The following is a 14835-nucleotide window of genomic DNA, read 5'->3' as shown; positions in this document are numbered from 1 at the left end:
TTTGGAGCAGTAGTTCAGTTGGTTAGAATACCTGCCTGTCACGCAGGGGGTCGCGGGTTCGAGTCCCGTCTGTTCCGCCATTAGACACAAAAGGTGTATTCCATGCGGAATACACCTTTTTTATTGGTAAATTCATTCATTCATGTGGAGGCAGTAATGCTCCAAGATATCAGAGATAAGTCACAAGGCATTGTGGTAAAAATCATTGTCGGTTTTATCGTCGTGACTTTTGCTCTATTTGGCGTTGAAGCCTTGGTTCAAAGTTTTACGTCATCCGATAAAGTGGCGGAAGTGGACGGTGTTGAAATTAGCCGTACACAAATGCTTCAAGGAGCTGAAACACAGCGTCGCCAGTTAATTTCTATGATGGGTGGTCAGGTGAATCCCGCTTTATTAGAAGATAACCTGTTGCAACGTCGTGCACTAGACGAGCTTGTTCAGCGCATCGTATTAGCCAACCAATCTGAACGTTTAGGGTTAGGTGTTTCCGATGCACAGGTTGATGGGTATTTGCTGCAAGCGGAGCAATTTCAAACAGATGGTCAGTTTGATCAAAATAAATATTTAAATTTCATTAACTCTTTAGGCTTTACGCCATTGGCTTTTAAAGAGCGAATCAAGCAGGATGTGTTAATTCAGCAACCTCGAAATGCCATTGCTGGATCTGAGTTTGTTTTACCGTTTCAGGTCAATGACGTCGCTAAATTACAATCTCAACAACGGTCTTATGACTATGTTTCTTTTTCACTGGCGGATGAGTCTGAAAATACCAGTGTCTCTGACGATGAGTTAAAAGCGTATTACGAAGAAAATACGTCTTCATTCAAGTCACAAGAGCAGGTGAAACTTGATTATGTTGTTGTGTCTTCTGAAGACTTCTATAGCAAGGTCAATGTCACTGACGCCGAGCTACAACAAGCGTATCAAGCTTCTATTGCGAGCCTAACACAAGAGGAAAGAGCCGCTTCTCACATTCTGATTGAGACTTCAGAGCGTTCTGATGAAGAAGCGCAAAGTCGACTCGCAGAAGTACAAGCAAAATTAGACGCTGGTGTTTCTTTTGCTGACTTAGCCGCTGAGTATTCTGATGACATTGGATCAAAAGATGACGGCGGTCGCCTTGGTTATATTGAAAAAGGCATGATTGATGAGGCATTTGATAACGCTTTGTTCTCGATGGAGAAAGAAGAAGTTCGTTCTGTGAAAACGCAATTTGGCTATCACCTAGTGCAGCTTGATGACGTTAGTACATCCGATGTGCCCAGCTTTGAATCGCAAAAAGCCACGTTGACCGAAGCCATTCAGCAAGAGAAAGCTCGAGATGCGCTTTTATCGGCTCATGAAGATATTACAGACTTAGCGTATGCCAGTGATAATCTTGATTTTATTGCAAAAGAATATGATGTTGATGTATTGCAAAGTGCTTACTTTGGCCGCGATGGGGGCTCAGACGAGGTGACCAGTAATCCTAGTGTGATTGCTGCAGCGTTTGATGTTGCTGTATTGGAAGATGGCCAAAACAGTGACTTGATTGAACTAAGCGACGATCAAGTAGCGGTTATCCACCTTAATGATCACAAACAAGAAGTCATACAGCCTTTTGAAGACGTGGTTGAAGAAGTGACTTCGATTGTTGTTCAGGATAAAGCGCTGGAGTCTCTACGACAAAAAGCATTGGACGCACAAAACAGTGGCAATATTGCTTGGACATCGGTGACTGATGCACAGCGTGGTCAAGATGAAGTGACGTCTCTTGCTTTTACTATGCCGCATCCTGAAGCCGATAAGGCGGTTGTTGAGGTTAAAGATATGTCAAATGGTGACCTTACTTTGATTCGTTTAACCCGAGTAGACAGCCGTGATGAGGCTGTTCCAGAGGATCAGAAAGCCGCGTATGAGCGTTACTTGAGTCAAACTCAAGCAAGTTTAAGCACACAAGGTCAGCAAGATTATTTAACCAATAATGCAGAGATAGAGCGCTAATTTAAGCGGTATTGTCCTTAGGCGTTCTATTTTTTGTTTTATTCAAAAACCACTTCACGTTAATGTGAAGTGGTTTTTTTGTTTTTAATGGCGATCAAGAAACCAATTATTTGACGGAATGAAAAAAGCTTGGCCTGAAGTAGCACGTGTGTACTTCATAAGATGGTCGGTGTTGCCCTGTTTATCACCTTTCACCATGCTTTCCAGCATCTGGTTAAATATCGCCGGTGTTTTACTGTAGCTGGCAAACATAAGGCCTTTTTCCTTCAGTGAGGCGAACGGCATGCTATGACGCAATATCTCCATCGATTTCCCATTTTCATCCTTTAACGATGTTCGCTTGGTGTGAGCATGCACAGACTTTTGTTCTGACGGGTATTCTTCGTTTGTGTATTTTGTACGACCGTATGTGTCTTCTTGCGTTTTAAGGTCTTGTTGTTGCCATTTATCTAAATCGTGCACAAAGCGCATTAAATTAAAGTAGCTACCTTGTTCAAAGCTAGGGTCTTCTTCACTGACGAGAGCAACCGCTTTGCGCTGTTCGCCTTCAGGGTTCTCTGTACCATCAACAAACCCGGTTAAATCGCGGTTATCTAGGTATTTAAATCCACTTATCTCCTCTACCAAGGAAACGCTTGCCCCCAGAGCATCGAAGAGTGCATTGGCCAACTGGTAAGTGACATCCCGACGCAGTGACCGAAGGTGCATCACCATATCGACATCGGTCGATGGAATGTGAATTTCGTCGCCTTTTATCTCTGGGAAGCGGGCTAGGTGAAGGGGGCGTTGAGTGTCTAGCTCATCCCAAACGAGGTCACTAAAGCCAATGGCGGCGTGCAGCTCGGCTGTTGGGTAAGTGGCTTGAAGATCACGGACTAAGGTAGGAATCTTATTTAACGTTGTCTTAAAAAGGGAGAGGTGATCACGATTGATATTGAATGTGATAAAAAGCGCGTCACTGGACGCTTCAGCAATGATACCAGACTGAAAAGATGTCATTTGAATGATCCTTTTGACTGTGTTGTTTGTTGTTGATGAAGAACCTGTCTATTAAAAGTTAGGGTACAAGTTCTTAAGTTGACTTTCTTGGGAAGGCTTTGCAAAGCCGCTATAGAACTCCTCTAATGCGTCAGCAAGCGGTGCACCGTACCATTCGTGGGCAGGGTTGCTAGAATACATCATCAGCTCGGCTTCCATTAACAGCTGTGTCACTTTGACTGTAGTGAGTCGTTTGATGTCTTCTACACCACGGATTTCACTGTCTCCCCAGCGATGGCGTGCCCATTCGAGTAAACTTGGGCGCAATTGTGCGAGATTATTCGCTCGGCAACAGTTGACAAGTTCTTCGAATGCACTCTGTTCATCTAGCGTATTCAGTGCCGCAAATTCTTCCAGCGTGGGGACTTTTAGATCCGCTTCTGGGCGAGCTTTGCGTTGTGTCCAAGCATTGAACACCCACATCGCCAAAGAGCCCAATGCTAATAAGCCAAAGCCGATGATGGCGTATTCTTTAACAGAGAGTGAGTGACTGACAATTTTAGTGTCATCTGTCACGTGAGAGAGATCATTGGAGCTTGGGCTGTTGTTCTTGTTGGTTGTCGTATTGTCTGTATCGGTTTTTTTTGCCAGAGAAATAGGAGCAACTGAGCGCGTTTGAGCAGGCAGCGGATTGGCCATGCTGGGTGACGATTCGTTTGCACTTGTGGACGAGTTAGTTTCTGAGTCATCGGCAAAAGGGAGGGGCGCTATTTCAATCGGTGCGGTTTTTGATACTGCGGTCTGTAATGCTCTGATTTCTGTGTCCCAATAATCAATGCGTACATCGGGAAGTGTTAATAGGCCCGGCGTGGTAGGTACGACTTCGATAGAGATCGACTGCTGCCCTACAACCCCATCCGAACTTTTTTGCGTGCTGAAGTCTGGGGTCGAAGGGTAAAGCTTGTAATCTCGTGTACTGGCAAAATCAACCGGAAGAATCTGCTCGGGCAGTGCGCCTTTTGCCTTGATATCAATGGTCCAAATAAGGGTATCGCCTACTCTGGGAGATTCGGTTGTTTTCCGGAGACGAGTGTCTATCTTGATGCCTTGACTTGGTAGCCAAGCATTGCCTGTGTAACTGGCTGGAATGGGCAGTACTTGCAATCCTAATGGCTCGCTTTGTACCTTGATCATTCTTCTTCCTGTTGAGGTGCTGACCATGGCTTGAATGCTTTGTGGAGGAAGCATCAATAAACCGCTACGTTGGGGAAACGCCAAGTACTCTCGTGTAATGACTTGGTATTCAGTGCCATTAACATTTTGATAGGTCATTTGATCATCGCTTAAGCGCTCAACCACTAGGTCAGGGTGTGAAGGAACAGAGCGATTGACATTTGTCAGGCTGACGGAAGTCAATAATTCAACGCGAATAATAACTTCTTGCTGCAAATACGGTTCGATATCAGACGTTTCAGCTTTAATGATCACGGGCGGATTGCCATTGCTATCGAGTAATTGAGGTGAGTTTTTGATGACTAATCGAATCGGTTGTGAGCTGTGATCACCGATTTTGATGGGGGGGATTTCGAAGGTGCCTACAGACTTTGGCATTAGGTTAACCACCCAGAAATTTAATGCCGTACTGGTGCCTAAATTAAAACTGAATTGACTGTTTTGACTTTTACCTAAAATAGTAAAGTCTCGCTCTAATGGCGTTAAATCGGGGCCATTCCCTGTATCCGAGAAGTCAGCGCGCAGGGTGAGTTGCACTATTTCATTTTCAATCGAAACGGTTTTATTGAGTGAGGCCGTAACGCTGTCCGCAAACAGCGGTGATGAAAGTAAGGCAGAAAAAGCCAGCAGCATCATGGGTAAAAACACGCGAATGATCGCCTTCTTAGAGTGTTGTGACAGAAAGCATCGCTGTATTACCATGGTTTTTGCTCTTCCTCTTGTGCAGACCGATTGTTGTTACGTCTTTCTTGATGCAGATACCAGAGTTTGCGTTGCAATAGTGACCCTGGATCGTCTTGAATTTGTCTTAGCCACTGATCAAGTGCCTGTTGCTGTTCTTTGTTGAGCGGCGTTTTTTGTGTTGCGTTTTGAGGCGCTTCGTTTGTTTTGCTTTGCCCATTATCCTCAGCTGACGTGTTGTTGTCTTGTTTTTCGTCCTGTTCCGACGCATTTTTTTTGTCAGACTCTGTGTCGGAGTCTGATTGATCCTGAGAAGTAGGAGGACTTTGCTCTTGTTTAGAATCGGAGTTAGACGAATCAGAGGTGTCTTTTGAGTCTTGTTTGTCCTGCTGTTGCTTTTGCTTTTGTTCTTGTTGTTTTACGTAATCCAGATTCTCTTGCGCAGCGTCCAATTTTGGATCGAGCGCTAATGCTTTTTCATAGGCTTGGATGGCGCCTTGAATATCACCCGACAGCGCAAGCGCGTTGCCTAAATTGTATTCTTCTGCTGCGTTTTTATTGGGCAGCGCGCTGAGCGTTTGTATGGTTGACTCGTATTTTTCTAATGCATAGGAAGACGCCGCCTTCCACTTTGGTTGTGTAAAATATTGGTCGGCAGTTTGCCAGTCGTCTTGATTGGCGGCCTGTTGTCCTTTTTGGTCAGAGGTCATAAACCAGTCGAGTGGTGAGGCGGACAGATTCTCCGTTGGCAACATAACGGCAGTGAGCAATAAGCTGTATAACATGCCGCGTCGAAAGTGTAGGGCCAGCCAAAGTAAAAAAGGCAAAGCAAACCAGTGGCCTTGCTCGATCCAATTGATACTTTTGTTTTCTGCTTGCTGAGTTTGTTGGCTATTTAAGGAAGTTTGAGCGACCTGTGAAATCTCATTAGGGCTTAGACGACCTTGAAAAAAGCGTCCCTCTATTTGGCGAGTGAGCGTCTTTAAGGCCTCTATAGGCGTGCTGGGGACAACGTTTTTGCCATTTTGTTTGAGTGTCTGACCATCTGGCAGACGAATAACCGCACCCTCTTTACTGCCTACCGCAATCATATCCACTTTTACATTGTGTGAGGCCAGCAACGAAGGAATTTGAGCTTGATCTTGTTGAGTCAGGTCATCCGTTAAGAGGATCAGGTGCAGAGGCTGTGCCTTGTCTGGGTTTAACGATAGAGCTGTTTTGATGCCATCAGTAAGGTTACTGCCGTAGGTCGGCATAATAATGGGGTCTAACGCCAATAAGAAATGGGTGATGGTTTCTCTGTCTTGGCTAAAAGGGCTGATCACAAAACCTTCACCAGCAAAGGCAACAAGCGCCAAATCACCTTCTTTGCTTTGTGCCAGGATATCGCGAAGCGTCTGTTTGAGTTGGGTTTGTCTGTTGGGTTTGATGTCCGTGGCGTACATAGACAAAGATTGATCGACAACAAAGACCGTTTTCTGCGTATTTTCAAATAGGGTCGTCGGTGCTTGAGTCCAGCTGATGCCCGCTAAACCTACCCAGCATAGGCATGTGGCCAATAAACCAAACCATCTAGTGTGTGTTGATGAGGTGTTTTTGTGTACTAAATGAGCCAATAAATGCGGGTCAACAAACGCGTTGAGACTTTGCTGCGCGGCATTTTTTCTCACAACAAAAACGCTGAGCAATAAGGTTAGAGGTAGACCGATCAACCACCAAGGCCGTGAAAAATGCACGATATCGAATATCGTCATGCTTTATCTCCCTTTTGCCAAGGGCGTGTGCGCCATTGAAAGGTGTTGCGTAGAAAGAGTGATAGAGTTGCACTCAGTAGCGAGGCTAAAGCAAGCCAATGAAATAAACTGGTTAAAGGGCGTTGCCAGATGTCTTCAGAGGGGGTGGGTTCTAGCTGATCCAATGTTTGGTAAATATTCTGCAGTTCTTCTGTACTTCGCGCGCGAAAATATTCACCACCGGTTTGTGCGGCAATGTTTCTTAGTAAGGTTTCATCAAGATCACTGGATGGATTCACGGTTTTGGGGCCAAAAAAGCTTTGCACGACCATACTATCAGCGCCTATCCCAATAGTATGAATACGCACCTTTTGAGCGTAGGCAAATTCGGCGGCTTGTTCGGGTTGAACACGGCCTGCGGTATTGGCGCCATCTGTCATCAGGATCAAGACTTTTTTATCAGACGGTTTGTCTTCTAATTGTTTTATACCCAATCCAATGGCGTCACCAATGGCAGTTTGTTCACCGGCAAAGCCAATCTGTGCTTCTTGAACCAGCTGATTAATGGTGGTGACATCAAAACTTAGCGGAGCTTGCAAGTAAGCTTTACTACCAAAAACAATGATACCGATGCGATCCCCTCGGCGCGCTTGGATAAAGTCGGCCAACACAGATTTTGCGGCTTCCAAACGGTTGGCTGTCTGGTCATTAAGAAGCATATCTGAGACCTGCATGCTGCCCGACAAATCAAGAGCAATCAGCAGGTCACGACCAGATGGCGTGACTTTAGTGGGCTCGCCTAACCAAACGGGCTTGGTCATGGCAAACACCATTAATCCCCATGCACCGATCAGGCAAAACGTGGAGGCTGATAGTCGCTTTAAAGGATGGTTATTTTGTTGGTAGTGTTCTAGCTGACGCGCGTTTTGCCACCAAATAGCATCCCCCTGTGGCGGTGCTTTAGGCAAAAAACGAATCAGTAGAGGCAAGGGTAAAAGCAGCAACAACCATGGCCAAGTGAGTTCAAGCATGATGTTTCCTAATCCAATAGCGAGTGACTTGCACGATGCGTTCACGTTGCGTTTGGTCTAGATCAACGGTTTTACGGTAGGGGCCTTCGATAAATACAGTGCCAAGACCTGAAAACTGCCATTTATCCGGTAATGTTTCGTCCAGTTGTAAAAATAAGGTCACACTAGGTAGGGCGGCTAGGGTGGTTTTGCCTTCGCTTATCAGACAACGGCGCACCAGCTCATGGCACAATAAAATGCATTCTTTGTCGGTTTTTTCAACGGTGGTCTTAGGCAAAAATTGTAAGGCTTCTCGACGATAAGTACGTTTTTTATGGCGACCATAAAACGCCATAAAACCTGTTGCGATGATGAATAATACCAAGGCGAGCACCAGCCAGCTCCACCAGACAGGCGGCCACATAGGAATACTCTCTGGTAACAAGTAGGCCTTGTTGGGTAAATCGATCGTGCTGGCTTCCATTAGCGTAACGCTCCTTGAGACAGCAAATAGCGAGCAATTCGCTCTGGCGGTTCTGACAAATCAAACGGATGATGCTGAATGTCCATGGACAAAAGAGCCTGTTTAAATTGAGTGTTACGGGTTAAAAAGTCTTCTTTGGCGTTTTTCAGACTGGCATCAGACACCGAAAGACGACGGACATTGGTTCCATCTGTCATTTGATAGTGACCGGCAGGAAGCTGAAAAGCCTTGTTGTCAATGACTTGCACCCAATGCACTCTGTTGTGTTTGGCCAGCTTCAGTAAGGCACTTTCTTCATGGGAGTCCCAATACTGTTTGTCCGTTAAAATAATCACGTCTTTGTTGTGCGTACGACTGATAAAGGCGTTGTCGACCCAAATGCTGCTATTTTGATGAGGCGGCGTTGTTGTTCGGTGTTGAAGGCAAGACGCTTCTCGAAGCGAATTGAGCAGTCTCGGCAATTCCGTTTTTTGGCTTTGATGTTCTTGCTCGCCATAACGTATGCGGTACGCCAAAGCGTCACCTTGTTGAATTGAACGCCAAGCGATTAGCCCTGCGAGCTGAAGAAGTCGGGTGGAAATAAAGGTGTGTTGCGTACCAAAGTAGGCATTGGGTGAAAGATCTAACAATAAAAGGCGCTGGTGGTCATTTTCTTGTGCATACAATCGAGTATGAGCCTGTCCGGTACGAGCTGTAACACGCCAATCTATGTGTCGCAAATCATCACTGGCTTGATAGGCACGCAATTCCAGCATTTCCATGCCATGGCCTTTTTGTCGAGACCGACGCTCCCCCACGTTGGTGGCAAAGCGTTTGGCTTTAGGGGCACGGCCAAGATGTTTTGCGTAATGGGCTAAAAGCGAAAAATGTGCGTCATCTAGCTCAGGCGATAGCGGGGCGAGTAGGGGGCTCATCGTACTGTCTACCCAACTTATAACGCAGGAACGTGACTGATTAACCGTTTTAACAAGTCATCGACTGATAATCCCGCTGCTTGTGCTTCGAAAGTGGTTAACACACGGTGACGCAGTACAGGCAAGGCCACCCGTCGGACATCGTCAGGGGTGACAAAATCACGACCACTGAGTAAGGCGTTTGCGCGCGCACAGCGATCTAATGCTAAGGTACCGCGAGGGCTGGCACCGAATTCAATCAAGCGTGTTTCTTTTCCTGTGTCTGCGAGGTAACGCTCTGGATAACGTGTTGCCATAATGAGTTGAACAATGTATTCCTCAACGCTTTCTGACATGTATAAAGACAGTGCTTGATGCTGTAATTGCAAAATATCTGCCGGAGTACAAATAGAAGTATTTGGCCCTGAGAGGGTTTTGTGTAAATCCTGTTGTCTCACTAGGCGCAGTACATCGAGCTCACTGCTGGCGCTTGGGTATCCTAAGTTGATTTTCATCATGAAGCGATCGAGTTGTGCTTCCGGTAAGGGGTAGGTACCTTCTTGCTCGATGGGGTTTTGTGTCGCAATCACAAAGAATAAATCCGCTAAGGGGTAACTGTGATTGCCAACGGTTACTTGACGTTCGCCCATGGCCTCTAAGAGAGCGGATTGGACTTTCGCCGGCGCTCGGTTGATTTCATCCGCCAGCACGATATCGTTCATAATTGGACCGGGAATAAAACTGAATTGGCCGGTTTCTTGTTGGTAAATGTCTGAGCCGGTAACATCACCTGGTAATAAATCTGGGGTGAATTGAATACGTTGAAAACGGCTATCGATGGCACCCGCTAGGGCTTTCGCCGCGGTTGTCTTAGCGATCCCCGGTGGACCTTCGAGCAGAACATGACCATTGGCGATCAAGGCGACGAGTAATTCGTGAGTTAAATCGGGTTGGCCCAGAACGGCATGATTTAAGTGGTCTTTTAATTGCTCAATTACAGCTACCATTGAACCTAGGTTCCTTATACTTCTGTCAAAAAAAGTGTCAACGCAATATAATAGCCTTCATATTATCGGATTCAATTCTTTACGCACAGGGTGTTCTCTGTAAGGGTACTGTAAGCACAGGACGAAAAAATGGCAAAAATTGTATTAAATGTGGCCTTGTCTGCATTGAAGTATGAGGCTATGTACGCAGGGGTCGCTAAAAACCTCGTTGCCAGCAGTGTCGATGGCCGAAAAGTTCAGCTGCCTTTGTCGGCCTTTCAACGTTTTGTCATACACCAAGGGATACACGGTTTTTTTGAAGTGGAATTTGATGACTCAAATAAATTAATCAACGTCACACGGGTTCAGTAAAGCATGTTAAAAAGTCATACGCTTTACCGTGAACTGGTCTGTCGAATGTTAACCGTCTAGGAGTTTTATTTATGTACCAACTTGCACGCTCATTGTTGTTTAAACTGGACGCTGAAGTGTCCCATGAGCTGTCATTGGATCTTCTTGCTGCCACTAGCCGATTGGGTGTGAATAAATTCCTAGGTGAAATGCCCGCTACGAAACCGGTTGAAGTTATGGGGTTACGTTTTCCCAACGCCGTTGGTCTGGCCGCAGGTCTGGATAAAAATGCTGACGCGTTTGAAGCCTTGGGCGCGTTAGGCTTTGGCTTTGTCGAAGTCGGCACCGTGACTCCGAAAGGCCAGTCAGGAAACCCTAAACCTCGTTTGTTCCGTTTGCCTGAGCATGAGGCCATTATTAATCGTATGGGCTTCAATAATAAAGGCGTGGAGCACATGGTGTCGCGCATTAAAAAGCACCGTTATCCGGGCATTCTTGGGGTTAATATTGGCAAAAACCTCACCACATCGGTTGATGATGCCGCCGCCGATTATTTGGCGTGTTTGACTGAAGTGATTCCTTATGCGGATTACATTACGGCGAATATTAGCTCTCCGAATACACCAGGCCTACGCAGTCTGCAATTTGGCGACAGCTTGGCGCAACTTATTTCTCCGTTGTGTGACGCCAGAGATCGCTATCAAGCCGAACATGGAAAACGCGTGCCTTTAGCGGTAAAAATCGCTCCAGACATGACTGACGATGAAATCAAATTGGTGGCAGATACCCTGGTAGACCAAGGGGTTGATGGCATTATTGCGACCAATACCACTCTGTCACGTGACGCGGTTGTGGGCCATGCGTTTGAGAAAGAAGCAGGGGGCCTAAGTGGTGCGCCTGTTCGTGATGCGTCAACTCATGTGGTTCGTGTGTTATCTGAGCACTTAAAAGACACCTTACCGATTATTGGTGTAGGCGGTATTTGCAGTGGTGCGGATGCGGTGGAAAAGTTGCAAGCGGGCGCGCGTTTAGTACAGGTTTATTCGGGCTTTATTTACCATGGGCCAGAATTGATCAAAGAAGCCATTGCAACGACTGACGCGTATTACCGAGAGCGTGATCTAGGCTTATAAGAAAATTGATCGATTTGACATACATTCACTGATATTTAAAAAGTACTTTAATAATGAGCACACAAACACAGACTAACGAGCCAACTCAGCCGCTATATGCTTTGGAAATCACTTGTCCACTTGGCTTGGAAAATGTCTTAGAAAAAGAGCTACACAGCGAAGGGTTAACACAAACCCGTTTCGGTGAAGGTCAGGTTAAGTTAACCACGGATCTGGAGGGGATGTACAAAGCCTGTCTTTGGTCCCGTGTTGCCACACGAGTGATGCTGCCGATTGCGCAATTTAAGATAGAGTCAGCAGACGATTTGTACGATGCTGTGAAGGCAATCCGTTGGTCCGATCATATGTCGGCAACCGATACCATTGCGATCGACTGTCACGGCACAAACCACCATATTCGTAATACACAATTCGGTGCGGTACGTACCAAAGATGCGATCGCTGATTATTTTGTTGAATTATCGGGTGAACGTCCTAGCGTACAAAAGGAGCAACCGGATGTGCGCATTGCTTTGCGAATCAAACGTGAAGTGGTGACGGTAAGTATCGATTTGTCTGGTGAAAGTATGCATCGCCGTGGTTATCGTCAACAAGGCAGCATGGCGCCACTGAAAGAAAACCTCGCTGCCGGTCTGTTGTTGCGTGCTGGTTGGCATAAAGATTGTGGTCTAACGCAATTAATAGACCCTATGTGTGGTTCAGGGACGTTTTTGGTCGAAGCGGCCATGATGTCGTTAGACATGGCGCCAGGTTTAGGTCGTCAATATTGGGGATTCAAAGGTTGGAAGCAACACGATCACCGTTTGTTTCAACAATTGAGCGACTTTGCGAAAAACCGTAAGCGCAATGCCGATGAGTTGGGTCTGCGTTTTCAAGGAACAGACCGAGATCAGAGAGCCATTGCGGCGTCTCGTGAAAGCATTAAACGCGCTGGTTTGGTGGGTATTGTCGACGTGACCATGACGTCATTCCAAGAGCATGAATTTGATATTGATCAGACTAAGCCAGGTCTTGTCATGTGTAACCCTCCTTACGGGGAGCGTATTGGTGATGAGATGGCGCTTATCGCCTTGTATCGTCAGTTAGGTGAATGGGTGGTGGCTCACGCACGTGGTTGGCAGTTTATGATGCTGACCAGTAATGACCACCTTGCTCGTCAGATACCGGTTCGACCAGAGAAGAGCACCCGTGTTATTAATGGTGGGATTGAGTGTCGCGCGTATTTATTCCCATTGCTCGAAGGTAAAATCAAAGAAGATGTAGTGGCGCAAGCAGCGATGACGCCGGGCGCACAGATGTTCGCCAATCGACTACAAAAAAATGCCAAAAAGCTGAAAAAGTGGGTCGAGAAAAACAAAATCCAATGCTATCGCGTTTACGACGCGGACATGCCGGAATACGCTGTTGCCATTGATGTTTATCAAGATTGGGCGCACGTGCAAGAATACCAAGCCCCAAAAAGTGTTGACCCTGAAAAAGCCAAGCAGCGTCTGTTTGAAGTCATGTCAGCCATCCCAACCGCGCTGAATATTGCTGAATCTCAAGTAATATTGAAGCAGCGTCAGCGTCAGTCAGGCAAAGAGCAATATGAAAAACTGGATCAATCGAAACATGAAATGATTGTCGAAGAGTATGGCTGTGATTTCATTGTGAATCTAAAAGATTACCTTGATACCGGCTTGTTCTTGGATCATCGTCCTGTCCGTAAGCTGATACAGGACAAAGCAAACGGCAAACGCTTCCTGAATTTATTCTGTTATACCGCAACCGCGTCGGTTCATGCGGGTCAGGGCGGTGCACGCAATTCTTTGAGTGTGGATATGTCCAACACTTACACAGAATGGGCGCGTCGCAATATTGAGTTAAACGAGTTTTCTGAGCTTCACCATCAGGTAGAGCGTGCAGATTGCATTGAGTGGCTGAAACAAAGTCGTGACACGTTTGACTTGATTTTTATGGACCCACCGACTTTTTCTAACTCCAAGAAAATGGCGGATGTGCTTGATATCCAACGAGATCATGGTGAGTTGGTCCGTTTGGCGATGGCGAGACTGTCGCAAGAGGGAGAGTTGATCTTTTCTAATAACTACCGTCGTTTTGTTCTTGATACAGATCTGGAACAAGAGTTTACGGTGGAGAACATCACGCGTCAGACACTGGACCCTGACTTTGACCGCAATGGCAAAATCCATCAATGCTATGTTATTAAGCATAAACACTAGAGCTGCTTCCTGTCTATAGAATGCCACCCTGTTTGGGGTGGTGTTTTATGGGCTGTTGTTTGTTTTTAACAAATCAAGAATAATTCTCATTTTCTTTTACTGTCGTCGTTTCATTTGCTAGTATGTTTTTAAGCTAACTAGTTGGAATGATTATGAATCGCATCTATTCTGTACCTCTTACTTTACTCTTATCTTTCTTGTTTTCCGCTCAGGCTATTGCTGCTGACAATGATAAATTTAAGGTGATTACAACCTTTACTGTCATCGCTGATATGGCGCGTAATGTTGCTGGAAATGCCGCCGAGGTTGACTCAATTACTAAGCCGAATGCTGAAATCCATAACTATCAGCCCACCCCAAAAGATATCGTACGAGCACAAGATGCTGACTTAATTATTTATAACGGTTTGAACTTGGAGCTCTGGTTTAATAAGTTTTTCAAAAACCTTGATGATATCCCTAGTGTGGTAGTGACCGATGGGATTGCGCCAATGAATATTACTCAAGGGCCTTATTCTGGTAAACCAAATCCACATGCTTGGATGTCTGCGAGCGATGCTCTGGTGTATGTCGACAATATTCGATCTGCGTTTGTTAAGTATGATCCTGAAAATGCCGCTACTTATAATGCTAATGCGAAAGTTTATTCAGAAGAAATTGATGCGGCTGTAAAACCCTACAGATCTATTTTAGCGTCAATTCCTGAAGATAAGCGTTGGTTGGTGACGAGTGAGGGAGCATTTAGCTATTTAACTCGAGACTTTGGGCTAAAAGAACTTTATTTATGGCCTATTAATGCTGATTCACAAGGTACTCCTCAGCAAGTGCGTACTGTGATTGATCAAGTAAGAAAATATAATATCACGGATGTGTTCAGCGAAAGTACGATTTCGTCTGCACCTGCAAAGCAAGTGGCAAGGGAAACCGATGCAACCTATTCAGGTGTTTTATATGTTGACTCTTTGAGCTCTGCTGATGGCCCTGTTCCAACTTACATTGATCTTTTAAAAGTGACTTTAAGCCTGATTCCGTGACTTAAAACCCCTCTCACACCCCTGCAGAGCTGTAATCATACGGCCTGAAGCAGTAAAATGACCACTGCTTTTCGTTCACCCAGACAGTGACTTTTTTCCATGCGCACCTTCAAA

The 14835-nt window shown here is 45.7% G+C and carries 12 protein-coding genes and 1 tRNA gene; 6 read left to right on the top strand and 7 right to left on the bottom strand.

Going from position 1 to position 14835, the window contains the following annotated elements; translation table 11 throughout:
* The first annotated feature begins 3 nt into the window (after positions 1-3).
* Together LG368_RS10945 and LG368_RS10940 are read left to right on the top strand one after the other, a co-directional pair.
* A tRNA-Asp gene (locus LG368_RS10945) sits at positions 4-80 on the top strand.
* A 76-nt stretch (positions 81-156) separates the two neighbouring features.
* Positions 157-1983 carry a SurA N-terminal domain-containing protein gene (locus LG368_RS10940; protein ID WP_226754762.1) on the top strand — a complete coding sequence of 609 codons (1827 nt, stop codon included), beginning with the start codon at positions 157-159 and terminating at the stop codon, positions 1981-1983.
* Between the two features lie 84 nt (positions 1984-2067).
* Here the strand turns inward: LG368_RS10940 and LG368_RS10935 are convergent, their stop codons facing one another.
* The 7 genes from LG368_RS10935 to LG368_RS10905 are packed head-to-tail and all read right to left on the bottom strand — an operon-like array spanning position 2068 to position 10002.
* Positions 2068-2982, bottom strand: coding sequence for a Dyp-type peroxidase (locus tag LG368_RS10935; RefSeq protein ID WP_226754761.1), 915 nt, complete (start codon positions 2980-2982; stop codon positions 2068-2070).
* 51 nt (positions 2983-3033) lie between these two features.
* Positions 3034-4896 carry a BatD family protein gene (locus LG368_RS10930; RefSeq protein ID WP_226754760.1) on the bottom strand — a complete coding sequence of 621 codons (1863 nt, stop codon included), beginning with the start codon at positions 4894-4896 and terminating at the stop codon, positions 3034-3036.
* Positions 4890-6629 (bottom strand): vWA domain-containing protein, encoded by a 1740-nt coding sequence (locus LG368_RS10925; RefSeq protein ID WP_226754759.1) that lies wholly within the window; start codon positions 6627-6629, stop codon positions 4890-4892. The genes LG368_RS10930 and LG368_RS10925 overlap by 7 nt, the downstream gene beginning before the upstream one ends.
* Complete coding sequence (locus tag LG368_RS10920) at positions 6626-7639, bottom strand: vWA domain-containing protein (protein ID WP_226754758.1); 1014 nt, start codon at positions 7637-7639, stop codon at positions 6626-6628. Before LG368_RS10920 ends, LG368_RS10925 begins: the two co-directional genes overlap by 4 nt.
* On the bottom strand, positions 7632-8102 hold the full coding sequence (locus LG368_RS10915; protein ID WP_226754757.1) for a DUF4381 domain-containing protein: 471 nt from the start codon (positions 8100-8102) through the stop codon (positions 7632-7634). Before LG368_RS10915 ends, LG368_RS10920 begins: the two co-directional genes overlap by 8 nt.
* Entirely contained in the window at positions 8102-9016 is a 915-nt protein-coding gene (locus LG368_RS10910; RefSeq protein ID WP_226754756.1) for a DUF58 domain-containing protein, read from the bottom strand. Before LG368_RS10910 ends, LG368_RS10915 begins: the two co-directional genes overlap by 1 nt.
* 17 nt (positions 9017-9033) lie before the next feature.
* Positions 9034-10002, bottom strand: a complete 969-nt coding sequence (locus LG368_RS10905) for an AAA family ATPase (protein WP_226754755.1) — start codon at positions 10000-10002, stop codon at positions 9034-9036.
* A gap of 129 nt (positions 10003-10131) precedes the next feature.
* Here LG368_RS10905 and LG368_RS10900 point away from each other — a divergent pair, with 129 nt between their 5' ends.
* The 4 genes from LG368_RS10900 (at position 10132) to LG368_RS10885 (ending at position 14721) form a co-directional block, all read left to right on the top strand.
* Entirely contained in the window at positions 10132-10353 is a 222-nt protein-coding gene (locus tag LG368_RS10900; protein ID WP_226754754.1) for a DUF2835 family protein, read from the top strand.
* A gap of 71 nt (positions 10354-10424) precedes the next feature.
* The gene (locus LG368_RS10895; RefSeq protein ID WP_226754753.1) at positions 10425-11465 is read left to right on the top strand and encodes a quinone-dependent dihydroorotate dehydrogenase; all 1041 of its coding nucleotides are present in this window, start codon (positions 10425-10427) and stop codon (positions 11463-11465) included.
* A 53-nt stretch (positions 11466-11518) separates the two neighbouring features.
* Entirely contained in the window at positions 11519-13687 is a 2169-nt protein-coding gene (gene rlmKL, locus LG368_RS10890) for a bifunctional 23S rRNA (guanine(2069)-N(7))-methyltransferase RlmK/23S rRNA (guanine(2445)-N(2))-methyltransferase RlmL (RefSeq protein ID WP_226754752.1), read from the top strand.
* Between the two features lie 152 nt (positions 13688-13839).
* A complete protein-coding gene (locus tag LG368_RS10885; RefSeq protein ID WP_226754751.1) occupies positions 13840-14721 on the top strand; it encodes a metal ABC transporter substrate-binding protein in 882 nt (293 codons plus the stop codon).
* The last annotated feature ends 114 nt before the right edge of the window (positions 14722-14835 follow it).

Origin of the sequence: Marinomonas algarum (assembly GCF_020532605.1) — a bacterium.
GTDB classification, from domain to species: Bacteria; Pseudomonadota; Gammaproteobacteria; order Pseudomonadales; family Marinomonadaceae; genus Marinomonas; species Marinomonas algarum.
Note: the sequence above shows the minus strand (reverse complement) of the source record. Positions and strands in the feature narration are given on the sequence as shown.

Excerpts from the sequence above, each read along its gene's own strand:
- LG368_RS10940 (WP_226754762.1), top strand. The coding sequence starts at position 157 with ATGCTCCAAGATATCAGAGATAAGTCACAAGGCATTGTGGTAAAAATC.
- LG368_RS10935 (WP_226754761.1), bottom strand. The coding sequence starts at position 2,982 with ATGACATCTTTTCAGTCTGGTATCATTGCTGAAGCGTCCAGTGACGCG.
- LG368_RS10930 (WP_226754760.1), bottom strand. The coding sequence starts at position 4,896 with ATGGTAATACAGCGATGCTTTCTGTCACAACACTCTAAGAAGGCGATC.
- LG368_RS10925 (WP_226754759.1), bottom strand. The coding sequence starts at position 6,629 with ATGACGATATTCGATATCGTGCATTTTTCACGGCCTTGGTGGTTGATC.
- LG368_RS10920 (WP_226754758.1), bottom strand. The coding sequence starts at position 7,639 with ATGCTTGAACTCACTTGGCCATGGTTGTTGCTGCTTTTACCCTTGCCT.
- LG368_RS10915 (WP_226754757.1), bottom strand. The coding sequence starts at position 8,102 with ATGGAAGCCAGCACGATCGATTTACCCAACAAGGCCTACTTGTTACCA.
- LG368_RS10910 (WP_226754756.1), bottom strand. The coding sequence starts at position 9,016 with ATGAGCCCCCTACTCGCCCCGCTATCGCCTGAGCTAGATGACGCACAT.
- LG368_RS10905 (WP_226754755.1), bottom strand. The coding sequence starts at position 10,002 with ATGGTAGCTGTAATTGAGCAATTAAAAGACCACTTAAATCATGCCGTT.
- LG368_RS10900 (WP_226754754.1), top strand. The coding sequence starts at position 10,132 with ATGGCAAAAATTGTATTAAATGTGGCCTTGTCTGCATTGAAGTATGAG.
- LG368_RS10895 (WP_226754753.1), top strand. The coding sequence starts at position 10,425 with ATGTACCAACTTGCACGCTCATTGTTGTTTAAACTGGACGCTGAAGTG.
- rlmKL (WP_226754752.1), top strand. The coding sequence starts at position 11,519 with ATGAGCACACAAACACAGACTAACGAGCCAACTCAGCCGCTATATGCT.
- LG368_RS10885 (WP_226754751.1), top strand. The coding sequence starts at position 13,840 with ATGAATCGCATCTATTCTGTACCTCTTACTTTACTCTTATCTTTCTTG.